The sequence below is a fragment of the Nitrospiraceae bacterium genome (assembly GCA_020632595.1).
Taxonomy (GTDB): domain Bacteria; phylum Nitrospirota; class Nitrospiria; order Nitrospirales; family UBA8639; genus Nitrospira_E.
On sequence record JACKFF010000005.1, the window covers coordinates 128,699 to 144,813 of the forward strand.

Below are 16,115 nucleotides of genomic sequence, written 5' to 3' on the forward strand. Positions count from 1 at the left end.
GATGTCAATGTTTCATTTTCTACGACCGGAATGGTTATGGGGATTACTCCCCTTATTGGGACTCTTTCTACTAGTCGCCAAGAAGGGGACAACGGATCAGATATGGGAATCGGTGTGTGACGCTCATCTACTCCCGCATTTGTTGGTGGGAACGGAGGGAGCTACGAGTCGCATGCCTCTCCTGCTTCTCGGATTAGGTTGGATTGTGGCGGTCTGTACACTGGCCGGGCCGGTCTGGTCCCAATTACCCCAGCCGGTATTCAGGACGGAATCGGCGTTAGTGATGGTCTTGGATTTGTCCCGTTCAATGGATGTGCAGGATGTGACCCCTTCACGGTTGACGCGAGCCAAACACAAGATTCTTGATATGCTGATGGCGCGGAAAGAAGGACAAACCGCTCTTATAGTCTATGCCGGTGAATCGTTCGTCGTCTCGCCCTTAACCAATGATGCCAACACCATAGTGACCCTTGTGCAATCTCTTGAGACGGAACTTATGCCGGTCCAGGGTAGCCGAACTGATCTCGCCTTGAAGAAGGCCCATGAACTCCTTCAGCACGTCGGGCAGGAGCGCGGTGATGTGCTCTTGCTGACGGACGGCGAGGGAGATCCTGTCACCCTGAAAGTGGTAGGCGAGTTACACCGTCAAGGGGTACGTGTGTCGGTGCTTGGTATTGGGACGGTCGATGGGGCTCCTATTCCGGAAACAGGCGGATTCCTCAAAGATCAGAACGGAGCAGTGGTTATTCCCAAATTGGATATTCCGTCTCTTCAAGCCATCGCCCAAGCGGGAGGTGGTCATTATGCCACGGTAACGGCTGACGACCGGGATATCAATCGGGTCTTTCCTTCCGATGTGCCCAGGAGGGCGCTATCGTCTTCAACAGCGGAACAGCGAACAACCGATCTGTGGCGAGAGGAAGGACCCTGGCTCGTCTTTCTGCTTCTGGTTTTGGCGTTGCCCGCATTTCGACCGGGATGGCTAGGAATGCTGCTGGCCTTCCTGCTTCTTCCTCAGGTAAGCGAGGCCTTTTCCTGGGATAATCTCTGGGTTCGTCCCGATCAACAGGGGATTCAGGCTTTAAATCGTGACGCTCCGGAGGAAGCGGCGGCCTTGTTTCAAGACCCCGGCTGGAAGGGCATAGCCCATTATCGGGCAGGGAAATATCAGGAAGCAGAAGAAGCCTTTTCCAAAATGGATACGCCGGAAGGTCAGTATAATCGAGGCAATGCCTTGGCTAATCTCGGTCGCTATGCAGAAGCCCTGGACTCGTATCAAGCAGCTCTTACTCAGCAGCCCGATCATGCGGACGCCCAACATAATCTGGAAATCATCAAACAACTCTTGGATGAATCATCATCTGCTGAACAGGAAGGAGAGCCACCCCAACAATCGGATGGGTCCTCGGCCAAACGGAACAATAATGGGAATGAGACGGAGGGTGAAGGAGAAAATTCAGAGAATCCTTCAGACCCAACCCAAAAACCATCCGATTCGAAAACAGTTGACTCTCAAAAAGAGAAACAAGAAGAGGCAGACCGGGTGGCAGGGTCAGGGTCGGATTCTGCCCGGACCTCTAATCAGTCGAATGGGGATCCGAAATCTTCTGAAGAACATATTGAGAGAGAGGCGCAAGGGCTGGACCCTTTGAAAGCTGAGCAAGCTAAGAATCCGCAGTCCGCCTCAACTACAATGGAAGCTAAGTCGGAAAATCAGGGAGAACATTCAGAGGTTTCTTCTGCGGGGGACGCTGCCCACCCAACGGAAATACAGAAGTCTGAACAGGTTCTTCAGCAATGGCTTCGCCGTATTCCTGATGATCCCGGTGGATTGTTACGCCGAAAGTTCCTTTTGGAGCATCAACGCCGGGTAGAGGCTGGAAGGTCTACCATTACTCAAGGTAAGCGCTGGTGAGAATTTTGAGATGGATCGGAGCGATGGTGGTCTGCTGTGGATTGATGGGGCTTGCTACCCCTGTTTCGGCCCAATCAGCCAGGGCCTATGTGGATCGGAATCCGGTCATGGCAGATGAGACTTTCCAGCTCATCGTGGAGACGGATCAGACGTCATCGGGGGAATCCCCCGAGTGGCATATCTTAGACGCAGACTTCGATGTATTGGGCACGACCCAAAGTCAACAAACTTCGATCATCAATATGCGAACTACTTCATTGGTCCGATGGATTGCGACGCTTGCGCCAAAGCGAACAGGAGCCGTGACCATTCCTCCTATCCATGTGGGCGCTCATCAAACCGACCCCATTCAATTGGAGGTCAATGAGCCGAATCACACCGGAGAGGCCAACGAGAGCCAGGATATTTTTCTCGAAGCAGATGTGGACTCACATGTTCCCTATCTACAGGGGCAAGTTCTTCTGACGCTGAGGTTAGTCAGCGCCATATCCGTGCAGGAAGGCCGTTTAGATGAACCGGAAATGGATTGGGGAATTGTGGAACGCGTCGGCAAGGACGTCTCGTATGAATCGACCCGAAATGGACGACGATATCATATCACCGAACGTCGTTATGTGATCACACCCCAACAAAGCGGGAGGCAGGTCATTCCTCCTGTCCTCTTTTCCGGAATCGTGCAGGAAGGCCGAACCCGTGGAACGCTCTTTGAGGAATTATTTGGTAATCGGCCGGGAAGTCTGGGACGTGATCCTTTCAAAACCTCACGCTCAATTCACAGACGAAGTCCGAAAATTGCGATTAACGTCAGAAATTTTCCATCAGATCTGAAGGGGCGATTTTGGCTGCCGGCGAAAAATCTCACCCTCACGGAAATATGGTCGGGTGATACCGATACACTTCAGATAGGGGATTCCCCTACTCGAACAATCGTGATGCGTGCGACAGGTCAGCGCGGAGAGCAATTGCCTGAAGTGACCGTTCCCCCACAACCCATTGTGAAGATCTATCCCGACAAGGCAAAAACCCAGACAGATTTCGACGGGAAATGGGTTGTGGGGTCCAGGGAGGAAAAATATGTGTTGGTGCCCACGCAGCCGGGTACAGTGACGTTGCCCGCGATTCATGTCCCCTGGTGGAACATTGAGACGGACCGGTGGGAGGAGGCCACTCTCCCTGCTAGGGTTCTGACGGTTCTCGGCACACAGCAACCTGCGTCCTCAGGGCAGATTCCTACGTCTGCTCCGGCCCTGCCTGTGAATTCAGCAGAGAGTGATCGTCAGCAGAAGGATGTCCAATTCGGCACCTCTAATAGTGTCAAGCCGTTACCATGGCCATGGATAACAGGGGGATGTTTTATGTTGTGGTTGGCGACTCTGGTGGCCTGGTGGAGAGAGCGCCAAAAACGGAATGGACGCGGTCAAGATATGGCAAAAAGGAATGATGGGAAATTGGCATCGGAACGAAATGCCATTCAAGGTGTGAAGGCTGCTTGTTTGGAGCAATCAGCGGAAAAAACCCGAGCGGCACTCTTACAATGGGCTTCCCTCAAGGAAGAAGGGCGTCCCTGTCGGAGCCTGAAGTCAGTGGAACGTCTATTGAGTCAGCCTGTTCCTGATCCTGCAGCAATTTCTGCGGCCATTTGGAACCTTGATCGGACCTTATACACGACCTCGGCAGCAAAAGAGAACTGGGATGGTCGACAATTTTGGGAAACAGTCAAGCCGGCCATGACAGCTAAGCCACCGAAATCTCACAAACATGCAGAGGAGTTGCCCCCATTATATCTCAATTGATTTAGAGGGGGTTGATTAAATCAACAGAAAGCAAGAGCCCAACAGGTGCGACAGATTATTGTATGAGATTATTGAGATAAAGAGGGTAGGATGGACATCATGGTTAAAATTGAAAACTTGCGAAAAACATTTGGGCCGATTGTCGCAGTGGATGGTGTGTCGTTTACCGTAGGTAAAGGAGAAGTGCTCGGGTTTTTAGGGCCGAACGGAGCAGGTAAATCCACAACCATGAAAATGATTACGGGTTTTCTCACGCCGACCAGCGGCGCTGTGCATATTTGTGGACATAATATTGACCTTCAACCCATCGATGCCAAAAAGCGTATAGGCTATCTGCCAGAGGGGGCTCCGGCCTACCAGGATATGACTCCAGCCTCGTTTCTTACGTTTATCGGGGAGATGCGAGGATATCGTGGAGCAACCCTTAAGCGAACGGTTTCGGAAACGGTTGAGAAGGTGAATTTGCAATCGGTGTTGAACCAATCGATTGAAACCTTGTCGAAAGGGTTTAAGCGCCGCGTAGGACTGGCTCAGGCAATTCTTCATGACCCGGAAATTTTGATTTTAGACGAACCGACCGATGGATTGGATCCCAATCAAAAGCATGAAGTTCGAACGCTGATTCGGGCCATGGCGAAGGAGAAGGCCATTATTCTTTCGACACATATCTTGGAAGAAGTACATGCACTCTGCACGCGCGCAATGATCATAGCGAAGGGGAAAGTGGTGTTTGATGGCACACCAGCGGAATTGGAGGGAAAATCTCCTACTCACCATACGGTCCTTGGCACGATAGCCGGCGTGGATCCCATGGTCCTCCATCATCACCTGATGACGGTGAAAGGAGTCAAAAAGATTGAAGAGTTGGGCCGGGACGGAGACTTAGTGCAATTTCGCATTTATCCGGATGACGGACAGTGGATCCTCCCGGATATTGGACATTGCGCCCGCGAACAGGGGTGGGAGGTAAGGGAACTCTATCCCGACCGGGGGCAATTGGATGAGGTGTTTCGTTTGTTGACGACTCCCAAGCAGACCTTTTCATAATAGGGCCTGGTTTTAGAGGGACCCAAACGATGGGCGAGTGGGCTGCTTCGGTAGACAATCCCCATACCAACGGGATCCCATCTTAATGTGATTCCTAAGGCCGAACGGCCTTGGGGAGAGGATAGCTGAATGACATTTCCGACAGTGAAGGAGGAGTTGTGGGACGTATTCGAGTAATTTTTCAACGGGAATTGGCCGGGTATTTTGCCACGCCCATCGCGGCGGTGTTCATTGTCATATTTTTGTTGCTCAGTGGAGCCTTCACGTTTTATCTGGGAAATTACTTTGCGCGCGGCCAGGCCGACCTGGTGCCGTTTTTTGATTTTCATCCATGGCTCTATCTGGTGTTAATCCCGGCGTTGGCGATGCGCTTATGGGCGGAGGAGCGTCGTTCCGGAACGATTGAACTGTTGCTGACCCTGCCCGTCACCATGTGGGAGGCAGTTGCAGGAAAATTTCTGGCCGCATGGTGTTTCTCTGGAATCGCCCTGGTTCTGACCTTTCCCATGTGGCTTACGGTGAATGTGTTGGGTGATCCTGATAATGGCGTCATCCTTGCCAGCTATCTCGGCAGTCTGCTGATGGCCGGGGGATTTTTAGCCATCGGCTCCTGCATCTCCGCACTCACAAAAAATCAGGTGATCGCTTTTGTCGTCAGCGTCGTCATTTCCCTGGGGTTTATTTTGAGTGGGTTCCCACTCGTTCTGGAACTATTTAGCGGTTGGGCGCCACAATTTCTACTGAGTGCTATTAGTTCATTTAGCTTTTTGACGCATTTCCAATCGATCAGCAAAGGTGTCTTGGATTTGCGCGATATTCTCTTCTTTCTCTCGTTGATTACCTTTTGGTTGTTTGCGACGGCCACGGTCATTGATATCAAAAAAGCCGAATCCTAAGGGGACGGTTTGAGGGATCCGGTGTGAAACTTTGCAAGTGAGGAGTGATGATGAATAAAAAAGTACTCACGGGAAGTGGTCTCATCATGGCAGCCGTTCTGTTCGGCGTCTTCAACATGGTGAGTAATGCCGCGTTTAGTTCTGCTCGTTTCGATCTGACAGAACATGACCTCTATACCCTGTCTGAAGGTACCAAGAATGTTCTTAAGAGTTTGAGTGAACCCATTACACTAAGGTTTTATCTCTCCAAAGCCCTGGCAACCGGCTTGCCGGGCATAAAAAGCTACGCAACACGCGTTCAGGAGATGTTGGAGGAATATGCACAAGTCGCGGGAGACCAACTGTACTTGGAGGTGATAGATCCTGAACCGTTTTCAGAAGAAGAAGACCGGGCAGTCGCGTTTGGTCTGCAGGGTATTCCGCTTGATGGTGGCAGCACCCAATTTTATTTTGGATTGGCCGGGACCAGTTCCACGGATGAGTTGGAAGTGATTTCATTTTTTCAACCAGAGCGGGAAGAATTTTTGGAGTATGACCTGACGAAGATGATTCACACGTTGGCCAATCCCAAGAAAAAAGTTCTTGGCCTGCTGAGCACCTTGCCCATTGATGGGAGTGGGGGCATGCCGTTTATGGCACAGCAGGGAGGGGGGCAACCCTGGCTTATTCTCTCTCATATCGAACAAATGTTCGAAGTGAAAAAAATTGAAACGACGGCAACGACTATCCCTGAAGAGATTAGTGTCTTAATGATTGTGCATCCCAAGTCCCTGAGTGAAGCCACTCTTTATGCAATCGATCAATATGTTTTGAGAGGCGGGCATGCCATGATTTTCGTGGATCCTCTGGCGGAATCCGATAGCGGAGGGGGAAACCCCATGAACCCGATGGGCGGCGGCCCCCGGAATTCGGATATGCCTACGTTATTTGGCGCCTGGGGGCTTGAGTTGGTGAAAGGGCAGGTGTTGGGAGATTTGCCGTTGGCCAAAAAGGTGCAGGTCCAACTGCAGAACCGTTTGCAGGTGGTAGATTATCCTGTCTGGATTGATTTCCGCCAGGACCATTTCAGCGACAAGGATATCGTTACGGCTCAGGTGCCATCGATCACGGTGGCATCAGCAGGCATCATCCGAAAGAAGGGGGAGACGGGGACCACGGTCGAGCCGCTCATCCAATCGGATGAAGCCGCCATGCAGATTGAGGCCTCACGCTTATCAGTCATGCCGGATGTCAGCGGCTTACTCAACAGTTATCGCCCTGAAGGGGAAAAATTTTCCGTAGCCGCCAGGGTAACGGGAACCGTGAAAACGGCATTTCCTGAGGGAAAGCCTCAAGCGGAGGCGAATGCGAGTGAGAATCCGGATATGTCCTCAGAAGCTGAAACCCAGACCAAAGATCACCTCACGGAATCGAAAGATTCCATCAATGTGATTGTGGTGGCCGATACGGATATCTTGCAGGACCGGTTTTGGGTTCAAGTCCAAAACTTCTTTGGACAACGGATAGGTATTCCCAACTCAGGCAATGGCACGTTTGTCACCAACGCCTTGGATAATCTGACGGGAAGCAATGATCTCATTAGTGTGAGAAGCCGTGCGGGATACTCCCGGCCATTCACGCTTTTGCGGCTGTTGCAACAGGAAGCAGAGCAACGCTTCCGGCAAAAGGAGCAAGTGCTCCAGGAACAGCTCAAGGCGACGGAGAGGAAAATCCAGGAACTGCAGAGTCAAAAGCCTGAGGGAAATGCCATGATCCTGAGTGTTGAACAGCAGGAGGCCATGGGACAATTTCGAAAGGAATTGCTCCAGGTTCGCAAAGAGTTGCGTGGCGTACAGCATGAGCTCGGTAAAAACATTGAGAGCGTGGAACGTTGGGTGAAATTTATCAATATCGGGCTTGTGCCGTTGCTGATTGGTATTGTCGGGGTATGGATCAGTTCTTCAGGGATCAGGAAGAAGGGATTCCCAAAAGCTAAGTAACTCAGTTATCGAACATTCAGGACCTTATTCGAGAATTCAAGAATAGTAAGGAAATCGTATGAACGTCAAAACTCTAGGCATCCTGGCCGCCCTAACCATTGCTGGCATTGTTCTAGCCATTTTTGTGAATCAAAAGCCGGCCTCTCAGTTTCCACAGAGTGGTGAGCTGTTGTTCCCGGAATTATTGTCGGTGGTCAATGACGTGAACGAAATGGTAGTGGAGACAAAGGACCAAACCGTGACGCTGATGCGTGGGGAGAATGCTTGGCGGGTTAAGGAGAAGGCAGGGTATCGCGCTGATGTGGAGAAGGTAAAACAGACTCTCATCGGGTTGGCGGAATTGCGGATACTGGAACCCAAAACGAAAAATCCGGAGTTATACGATCGACTGGGGTTACAGGACAAAGACCAGGAAGGTTCACTTTCGACAACTTTGACACTGAAAACCCCGAATAATCCTGAGGCGGCAAAGGTGATTTTAGGGAATCAACGTCCTGCCAAAGGAAATCCACGGATGAGTGAAATCTATGCCCGAAAGCCGGGAGATCCCCAAACCTGGTTAATAACAGGGAATTTGCCGTTGGAAAAAGTGGCGGGAGAGTGGCTTGATAAGGAAGTAACGGCGCTGACGACTAAGCGCGTGCATCAAGTGACGGTCAGACATCCCGGCGGGGACACTCTTCTTGTCTCAAAGGATAAACCGGAGGATCTTGATTTTCAGTTGGATTCCATCCCTGCAGGCTCTAAAGTGGCTTCCCAGTTCAATGTGAATAATGTGGTGGGGACTCTCGTGCAGCTCTCATTAGAGGATGTGAAAGAAGCACAGGAGGTGAATTTTCAGGACCGTTCTGGAGTGACGGCTGTATTGGAAACCTTTGACGGACTCAGGCTTGAAGTTCAAACGGTCAAACAGGAAGACAAAATTTTTGGAAAATTTTCTGCGGAATATGATCAAAACCTGGTTCAACCTGTTGATACCATCCCTTTCTCTGAAAAAGGGGAAACGGTTACAGCGCCGGATTCTACTGAAGACGAAAAGGCCCCTCAATCTTCAGAAGCGAAGAAAATTGAGGAAATGCAAGAAGAGCTTTCCTCCAAAGAAGACTCAGTATTAAAAAAACCGGAAGAGGTTCGGCGAGAAGTTGAGGCGTTCAATCAGCGTGTGGGAGGCTGGGCGTACGAATTGCCAACGTTCCGGGTCGAGAACTTTTCAAAAGCCAAGAAAGATCTTCTTGAAACAATTCCCTAGGCAACAGCATTCAGTGTTGTATGTAGAGTCAAGAGGGGTGCCATTGTGTTTGGGGCATTTTTCTTAAGGGTTTGTCGAATTATCAGAATTCGTTATGGGAGGAGATGTCAAGACGTCCAGTAATTCCTGATAAACCTGCATCAGGCGGGAATCCTCAAGCCGATAGGCAAACGACAAAAGAATTAAGCCTCCTGCCAGCACTAATAAGCCCAATGCGGTGATCCCGACCACCCAAAATACTCCCCCGACTGTGCTCATCCCTCCATCAAGAATAAACAACACAATAAACGTGAGGGTGCCTCCAATGACAAAAAGTAACCATAAGAGGGTGAGAATAGCTGACGACCAGGGAATACGCTTGGACAAATGCAGTAGGAGTTGGCTGCCCTCTGAACTGACATCGATTGTTCCCTTTAATGGCCATGCGGTGCGAAAACGTAGGGAAAAGAGTTGATAGTATGGGCGGATCACGATGACCTGTCGGTCTGCGACCCAGCGGGCAATTCCGTGAGGCAAGGCAAGGGCGCCAGTTTGAAAGGCAGGGGAAATCAAGGAAACAGATTGACCGCCCAGGGTATTCTTCCGTTGAGCCAATGGACAGCCATATTGGCAGGCCCAACTTTTCAGTGTGGTAAATTGATACCAATCCCCAATGATTAGAGCAAAAAACAAAAGGATGGCAATGATTCCGGCAAATGTCATAGGACGGTGAAGATACCATAGTGTCTTCTTCTGCTAAACTGCTGTTTTTGCATTGACTTCTCATCCGCCCCTCCTCTACTATCGACTCGCGGGGTGGAGCAGCCTGGTAGCTCGTTGGGCTCATAACCCAAAGGTCGAGGGTTCAAATCCCTCCCCCGCAACCACCTCGATCTCCCATCAAAAAACTCTCATAGTTTCATTATGTTCTCCTACAGATTATCCTGCTTTCAAACCAAAAAATGTGTTGCCCATGAGCCCGAGTACCATAATTTTTCTTGTCCTATAGATATCAATTTTAAGGGCATAGTTGCTTATTTCACTTGGGTTTACGTTCTGGCAACCGATAAAGTTTTTGTGGGGGTAAAAAGCAACTCCATTGAGGATTTGTCGATAGCTAGATGAGTTCACGATTGCGATGGGTTCCTTCGATTTCTGACATCAATTTGCACGGGGAAAAGAATTGACCCTCAGCGCCCCTTTTGTTTCCGCTTGGTTGATCCTGCCATCCCTGAATTTTCAGGGCATTTGCTCCTATTTTATTACTTGAGTGCCTGTGAGGTGCTTTCCGGAGAGAGGTTCGTTTGTCCGGCCAAATAGATTACGGTATGAACAAGATTTCTCGAAATGACAATCAGCAGAAAGTCCGTAATACGTTGAAATTTTCCTTCCCGGAAATAACGATTTCAATTATTGTTCCTGTGTACAACGGGGGTGAGGCCTTTCGTCAATGCCTGATAAGTCTGGCTGCTTTACAGCCTCCTCCCATGGAAATAATTGTCGTTGCCGATGGTGACTCCGATGGATCCTGGCAATTGGCGAAACAGTTTGGGGTTCAGGTCATTCGACTTCCTGTTACTTCAGGAGGACCGGCATACCCCCGAAATGTTGGGGCAGTTCAGGCTAAAGGCGAATACCTCTTCTTTGTCGATGCCGATGTGTGCGTGCATTCAGATACTTTGGGACGGGTGGCAGAAACCTTTCACAATAATCCGGACCTCACTGCGTTGATTGGGTCGTATGATGACACCCCTGCCGAACCAAATTTCCTGTCCCAATACAAAAATCTCTTTCACCACTACGTCCATCAAAAGGCCCAAAGAGAGGCTTCGACGTTTTGGGGTGCTTGCGGGGCCATCCGCCGTGATATTTTCCTGGAAATCGGCGGTTTTGATGAAAATTATCGTCGTCCTTCTATTGAAGACATTGAGTTGGGCTATCGATTGAAAAAGACCGGTCACCAGATATTGTTGTGTAAAGATATCCATGTGAAACATCTGAAACGATGGGGTATCTGCTCAATGCTTAAAGCAGATTTTTTTTACCGCGCAATCCCTTGGACAGAATTAATTCTGCGGGATCGCAGGTTTACCAATGACTTAAATATCCGGCATTCCGAGCGCCTTTGTGTCGTGTTGACATATGGGCTCGTGGGAGCCTTGATGGGAGCGATCTGGTGGGTTCCATTGCTGGCGGTGGCGGCCTTAATCATGGGTTCGCTAGTGATCATTAATGCACCCCTCTATCGCTTTTTTCAGAAAAAACGAGGGTTCCGGTTTGCCCTGCAGAGTGTGCCCTGGCATTGGCTGTACTATTTGTATAGTGGCTTGGCGTTTGCCATAGGTGTGGCACGCCATGTTTTTTTGGGAGACACCCGGCAGGAGTCGACCATGCCGGCTCTTGTCCCTGAATCCTTTGATATCAATAGAACGTCAGGGAGGCAATAGTGGCATCTCATCCTGTCGTGGTCATTGGCGCCGGTCCTGCAGGCCTTACGGCGGCCTATGAACTTGGGAAAAACAGTTCTTCCTCCCTTATCCTTGAGGCCGGGAAACAGGTAGGAGGCATATCACAAACGGTCAATTATCGAGACTTTCGTTTTGATATCGGTGGTCATCGATTTTTTTCAAAAGTGCCGATGGTGACAGAGTTATGGAATGAAATTCTCGGTGACCACTTTCTCCTTCGGCCTCGGATAAGCCGCATCCATTACAACCAACATTTTTTTGACTATCCGCTTAAGGCCACTAATGCGTTGGCCGGACTGGGGGTCGTGGAGGCTCTTCTGGTCTGTTTCAGTTATGCCAAGGTCAAGGTGTTTCCAAATGCCCAGGAGGAAAACTTTGAACAATGGGTGATTAATCGTTTTGGATATCGCCTGTACCAGATATTCTTCAAAACCTACACGGAAAAAGTCTGGGGGATTTCCTGTACCGAGATATCAGCCGATTGGGCCGCGCAACGAATCAAAAACCTCTCGTTGAAAGAGGCCGTTCGAAATGCCCTACTTGGTCAAAGGGGCGGAAAGAAGGGTGAAATTGTGACCTCGCTCATTGAGCAGTTTCATTATCCTCGCTTAGGTCCGGGGATGATGTGGGAACGGTGCGAGGAATTGGTGGCTGGTTTTGGATCTCAGACATTAAAAGGCATGAAAGTCGAGGGTATCAGACACCGCCATGGGCGAGTAGATTGTGTTTCCGCGCGAGCCTCATCAGGGGAACTTGTGGAATTCGAAGGGAGCCATTTTGTGTCGACGATGCCTCTGCGCGAGTTAATCGAGGCCATGGATCCTCAACCCCCTGAGAAGGTTATAGAGGCTGCCCTTGGCCTGCGGTATCGGGACTATTTAACCGTGGTTCTGGTGGTTAACTGCGAAGACGTATTCCCTGATAACTGGATCTATATCCATTCACCTGAAGTCAAAATGGGACGAATCCAGAATTATAAAAATTGGAGCCCGTATATGGTGCCGGATCCCTCACGGACTTCGCTGGGCCTTGAGTATTTTCTCTGGGATAAAGACGATGAGTGGACATGGTCGAACGAGCGGTTGATCGAATTTGGTACACGGGAATGTGCCCAACTCGGGCTCATTAATCCTAGCGAGGTTGAAGACGGGACCGTGGTTCGTATGGAAAAGGCCTATCCGGTATATGATCATCGCTATCAGGATCACGTCCGGACGATTCGACAGTATCTGGAAACATTTTCAAATCTTCAGACCATTGGACGAAATGGTCTGCATCGCTATAACAATCAGGATCATTCCATGGTGACGGGGGTCTATGCCGCGAGAAATATCATGGGTGAATCCCATCATGATGTATGGGCGGTAAATACCGAAAAAGCCTATCATGAGGAAGACCGTAAGACTTCCGGCAATGGCGGCGATCGAATGGTGCCTGTTCGCGTTCAGGTGAGCGGGGATGAACTTCCCATAGAAAATGAGGAAGAGTTAATCGAGATCGTGTTTGCCAAGCTGGATCCTGTCGCCATGGGTGTGGCTGTCGGTTCCATCAGTGGTCTCCTCATCTTGATTGGGACGGTGATTTTGGTCCTCAAAGGCGGGCCGGTAGTGGGGCCCAACTTGTCTCTGCTGGGAAATTTTCTATTTGGTTTTCAAGTCACGTGGGGTGGTTCACTGATAGGTTTCCTGGAGGGAGGAGTCGGGGGATTTGCGCTAGGATACTCAGGTGCCTCACTCCGGAATTGGAGCATGCAGGCCTATGCGAAATTCATCCGGTGGCGAGAGGAAGTAAATCGTCGTCGCAATCTTCTAGATTAGCTGTTACCAAGAGGCAGGGTCCTGGAGGGAAAATATGATGGGAACGGATTCCAAAGGTGATGAAGAACTTAGCCGGGTTGTAGCCAAAATTCAGGGAGGGGTGTTGGCAGTGGTTTGCGGGCTGATGGGTGGATTAGGCCTTTTTATTATGACGGTCTGGCTTCTTCTCGAAGGGGGGCCCAAGGTTGGCTCCCATCTTCAGTTACTTTCCAATTATTTCATCGGGTATTCAGTCACGTGGAAAGGGAGTCTGGTAGGGCTTTTTTATGGGGCCCTGACCGGTGGGGTTCTGGGTTGGGCCATCGGGTTTATATATAACAGAGTAGTAGGAATCCGATATCGTTAAGCGGCATTCCACCCAGGGTTTTTTGATTGAATGCAGATACGGAACGAATTCATCGTGTGGTTACCTGTAAGGGAAAAATCGTTAGGGACTATCTTTTGAAGAAAAATTCAGCACACCGAAAATAAAAAACATGAAATTTTTTGAACACGAAGGCAGGCGGCTTTGTGGGTAGCCATTTTATTAGGAGTTTACTGCAAGCGGCCATGCCGTGCGAAGGATTATTGGTCTGCCCCAATATTCTTGGTGATGATCGGCAAGGCGCTGAAAATTTTTGTCATCTTCTACTATCTGGGCGTCACTGTCTGGATCGGGGCATACGTATAGACCAGACCTAAAGGCTCTACCTCCCAATTTTTCAGGCATGAAAGCGCCATTGTGATAACCGAAGGGAAGAGGTACTGGGATTCCATTGCAGACGAATGGATAATGACCCGCCCGGATCGACTTTGGCGACAACACAGCGATTCAATTAATCAATCTCTTCTCTTTCGTTGGCTCCCCTCACAACCAGTAGGTCGCTTGTTAAAGACGGACATGTTTGACGAATTGGTGGGAGAGGGCCTTACGCCTTTCTTGCAGGCCCGAGCACATAGTGTCATAGGAATGGATCTGTCCTTCGGGAACACGCATTTAAGCTGTCGGGGCCAGACGAGCGTTTGTGGAGCTTGTGCGGATGTTCGCGACCTCCCGTTTGGAAACGAGTCGTTTGAGGTGGTGGTGTCGAATTCCACTCTGGACCACTTTCAAACCTTCGATGAGATTATCGTGAGTCTGCGTGAATTGCATCGGGTGCTTCGCAAAGGCGGTCAGCTAATCCTGACATTGGATAATTCTGCCAATCCGATTATTGCCGCGCGTAACGTTCTTCCGTTCAAATTATTAAACCGGTTGGGTATCCTTCCATACTATGTGGGTGCCACCTGCGGTCCCTGGCGTTTACAGCAGCTCCTGCGACAGACAGGCTTCGACGTGAAGGATGTCACCGCGGTGCTCCATTGTCCCCGGATTCTTGCCGTGCTCGCTGCCAAAATTTTGTGGTCCTGCGCGAACAGTTCAGTACAACAACGATTTTTGCGTTTGATACGGGTATTCGAAACCATGTCTCGCTGGCCTACCCGGTACTTGACCGGGCATTTTATTGCTGTTCGAGCTGAAAGGAAATAAAGCCGGTCTGTGGTGGGCCCATGAGAATGAAGATTGTTTCAATAGGATGCTTGGAAGCTGGAAGATATTGGCGGGCTGGTCAGTCGGGCATGCTTATAGCTCACACGTTTTGTTAAAGGCAAAAGGGTATCAGAAAAGACATGCGGCACTGGAATGAATGATGTTGTTGGACGGATGGAAAACGGTTCGGCTGATTCGCCAAGCCCTGGCTTCCAGTCGCTGGAAAGGTGAGGATCTCCGGCAGGTACAAGAGGAGCGGCTTCGAAACCTCCTTATACATGCCTATCAGAACGTTCCGCTCTATCGAAAGCTTTACCGGGAGGCAGGGTATCACCCTGAGCAATTCCGTTCGTTGGATGATATAGACAAAATCCCTATCCTTCAAAAGGATCGTCTCAAGCTAGCAAGGCCGGAAGAGGTCGTTGCACAGGGGATTGATCCACAACGATGTGGAATCGTTGAAACGAGCGGTTCGACAGGAATTCCCTTGCGTATCTTTCTTGGAGCCATAGATCAGCAGTGGCAGCGTGTGGTTGCCTGGCGCATTCTTTTCGAACATGGATTCCGCTGGACTGACCGAACGCTTGAAATTCGTATGACTGTTGGTCAGCAGTTTTTCGTCCAACGGTTTGGTATCGCTCCGAAGGAGTGGTGTTCGATTCTGGACCCACCAGAGTTTTGGGCGAAACGCGCGGTTGAGACGAGACCGGACGTGATTGTTGCAGGGGCGGGTACGCTGCATGCCTTGGCGGAAACGGTCCAAACACTGGGGCTCAATCTGCCCTCGCCCCGCCTCATCGTCTCCGATAGTGAAACCCTTTCCCCGGCCACTCGCCAACTGGTCCGGCAGGCGTTCGGAAGGGATCCTGTCGATGTGTACGGGTTGGTTGAGCTTTCGAATTTCGCGTGGGAGTGCGAGCGTCGTGCTGGATTTCACGTAAGCGCTGATAGCCACATTGTGGAGGTTGCTGCGGCTTCAGGGGAGCCTGGCCCAATCATCACCACAGCATTAGGCATGTGGACCATGCCGATGATTCGCTATGAAACGGGAGATCTGGGCGAGGTTGAGAGCGCACGATGTCCCTGTGGGCGCACTCTTCCCCTTCTTAGGCGAATCTATGGACGCAGGGTAGATTCGGTGGTTTTGCAAGACGGCAGGCGAATCTTCTGGCCATTTTTTCACGAGGTCCTGGGGCGTTATGAAGAGTTAGGCCAGTGGAGAATTTTGCAAGATGCAATAAACCAAGTCCACCTCCAAATCGTTCTGACCGATAAGGCACAATGTCTTCTTTCGAGAATTAAATCGGATCTTCAAGCGGTCTTGCCTGGCGAAATCCATCTGCGGGTTGAGCGAGTCGAAACGATTCCGTTAAGCCCGGGAGAGAAGACCAGGATGATTATCTCGAAGGTCGGGACTGCCATTGAACCGCATCCTGTCTCCGGAAGAGAAGGGGTCTAGATG

General features: G+C 50.3%; 12 protein-coding genes and 1 tRNA gene. 12 read left to right on the top strand and 1 reads right to left on the bottom strand.

Annotation, left to right across the window (positions count from 1 at the left end; genetic code table 11):
* The first annotated feature begins 1 nt into the window (after position 1).
* The 6 genes from H6750_11340 (at position 2) to H6750_11365 (ending at position 8,879) form a co-directional block, all read left to right on the top strand.
* A complete protein-coding gene (locus H6750_11340) occupies positions 2–1,915 on the top strand; it encodes a VWA domain-containing protein (protein MCB9774902.1) in 1,914 nt (637 codons plus the stop codon).
* On the top strand, positions 1,912–3,708 hold the full coding sequence (locus H6750_11345; protein MCB9774903.1) for a protein BatD: 1,797 nt from the start codon (positions 1,912–1,914) through the stop codon (positions 3,706–3,708). The genes H6750_11340 and H6750_11345 overlap by 4 nt, the downstream gene beginning before the upstream one ends.
* Before the next feature lie 99 nt (positions 3,709–3,807).
* A complete protein-coding gene (locus tag H6750_11350) occupies positions 3,808–4,755 on the top strand; it encodes an ABC transporter ATP-binding protein (protein MCB9774904.1) in 948 nt (315 codons plus the stop codon).
* A 158-nt stretch (positions 4,756–4,913) separates the two neighbouring features.
* On the top strand, positions 4,914–5,651 hold the full coding sequence (locus tag H6750_11355) for an ABC transporter permease subunit (GenBank protein MCB9774905.1): 738 nt from the start codon (positions 4,914–4,916) through the stop codon (positions 5,649–5,651).
* A gap of 47 nt (positions 5,652–5,698) precedes the next feature.
* Positions 5,699–7,630, top strand: coding sequence for a Gldg family protein (locus H6750_11360; GenBank protein ID MCB9774906.1), 1,932 nt, complete (start codon positions 5,699–5,701; stop codon positions 7,628–7,630).
* 58 nt (positions 7,631–7,688) lie between these two features.
* A complete protein-coding gene (locus tag H6750_11365) occupies positions 7,689–8,879 on the top strand; it encodes a DUF4340 domain-containing protein (protein ID MCB9774907.1) in 1,191 nt (396 codons plus the stop codon).
* Positions 8,880–8,942: 63 nt separating this feature from the next.
* Here the strand turns inward: H6750_11365 and H6750_11370 are convergent, their stop codons facing one another.
* Positions 8,943–9,581 (bottom strand): hypothetical protein, encoded by a 639-nt coding sequence (locus H6750_11370; protein MCB9774908.1) that lies wholly within the window; start codon positions 9,579–9,581, stop codon positions 8,943–8,945.
* 87 nt (positions 9,582–9,668) lie between these two features.
* Between H6750_11370 and H6750_11375 the strand changes: the two genes are divergently transcribed.
* The 6 genes from H6750_11375 to H6750_11400 all read left to right on the top strand — a co-directional run bounded on the left by H6750_11375 (position 9,669) and on the right by H6750_11400 (position 16,112).
* A tRNA-Met gene (locus H6750_11375) sits at positions 9,669–9,745 on the top strand.
* A gap of 441 nt (positions 9,746–10,186) precedes the next feature.
* On the top strand, positions 10,187–11,305 hold the full coding sequence (locus tag H6750_11380) for a glycosyltransferase (GenBank protein ID MCB9774909.1): 1,119 nt from the start codon (positions 10,187–10,189) through the stop codon (positions 11,303–11,305).
* Entirely contained in the window at positions 11,305–13,143 is a 1,839-nt protein-coding gene (locus H6750_11385; GenBank protein MCB9774910.1) for an NAD(P)/FAD-dependent oxidoreductase, read from the top strand. The genes H6750_11380 and H6750_11385 overlap by 1 nt, the downstream gene beginning before the upstream one ends.
* A 34-nt stretch (positions 13,144–13,177) precedes the next feature.
* A complete protein-coding gene (locus tag H6750_11390) occupies positions 13,178–13,489 on the top strand; it encodes a hypothetical protein (GenBank protein MCB9774911.1) in 312 nt (103 codons plus the stop codon).
* 426 nt (positions 13,490–13,915) lie between these two features.
* Positions 13,916–14,653 (top strand): methyltransferase domain-containing protein, encoded by a 738-nt coding sequence (locus tag H6750_11395; GenBank protein MCB9774912.1) that lies wholly within the window; start codon positions 13,916–13,918, stop codon positions 14,651–14,653.
* A gap of 157 nt (positions 14,654–14,810) precedes the next feature.
* Positions 14,811–16,112, top strand: a complete 1,302-nt coding sequence (locus H6750_11400) for a phenylacetate--CoA ligase family protein (protein MCB9774913.1) — start codon at positions 14,811–14,813, stop codon at positions 16,110–16,112.
* Positions 16,113–16,115: the final 3 nt, after the last annotated feature.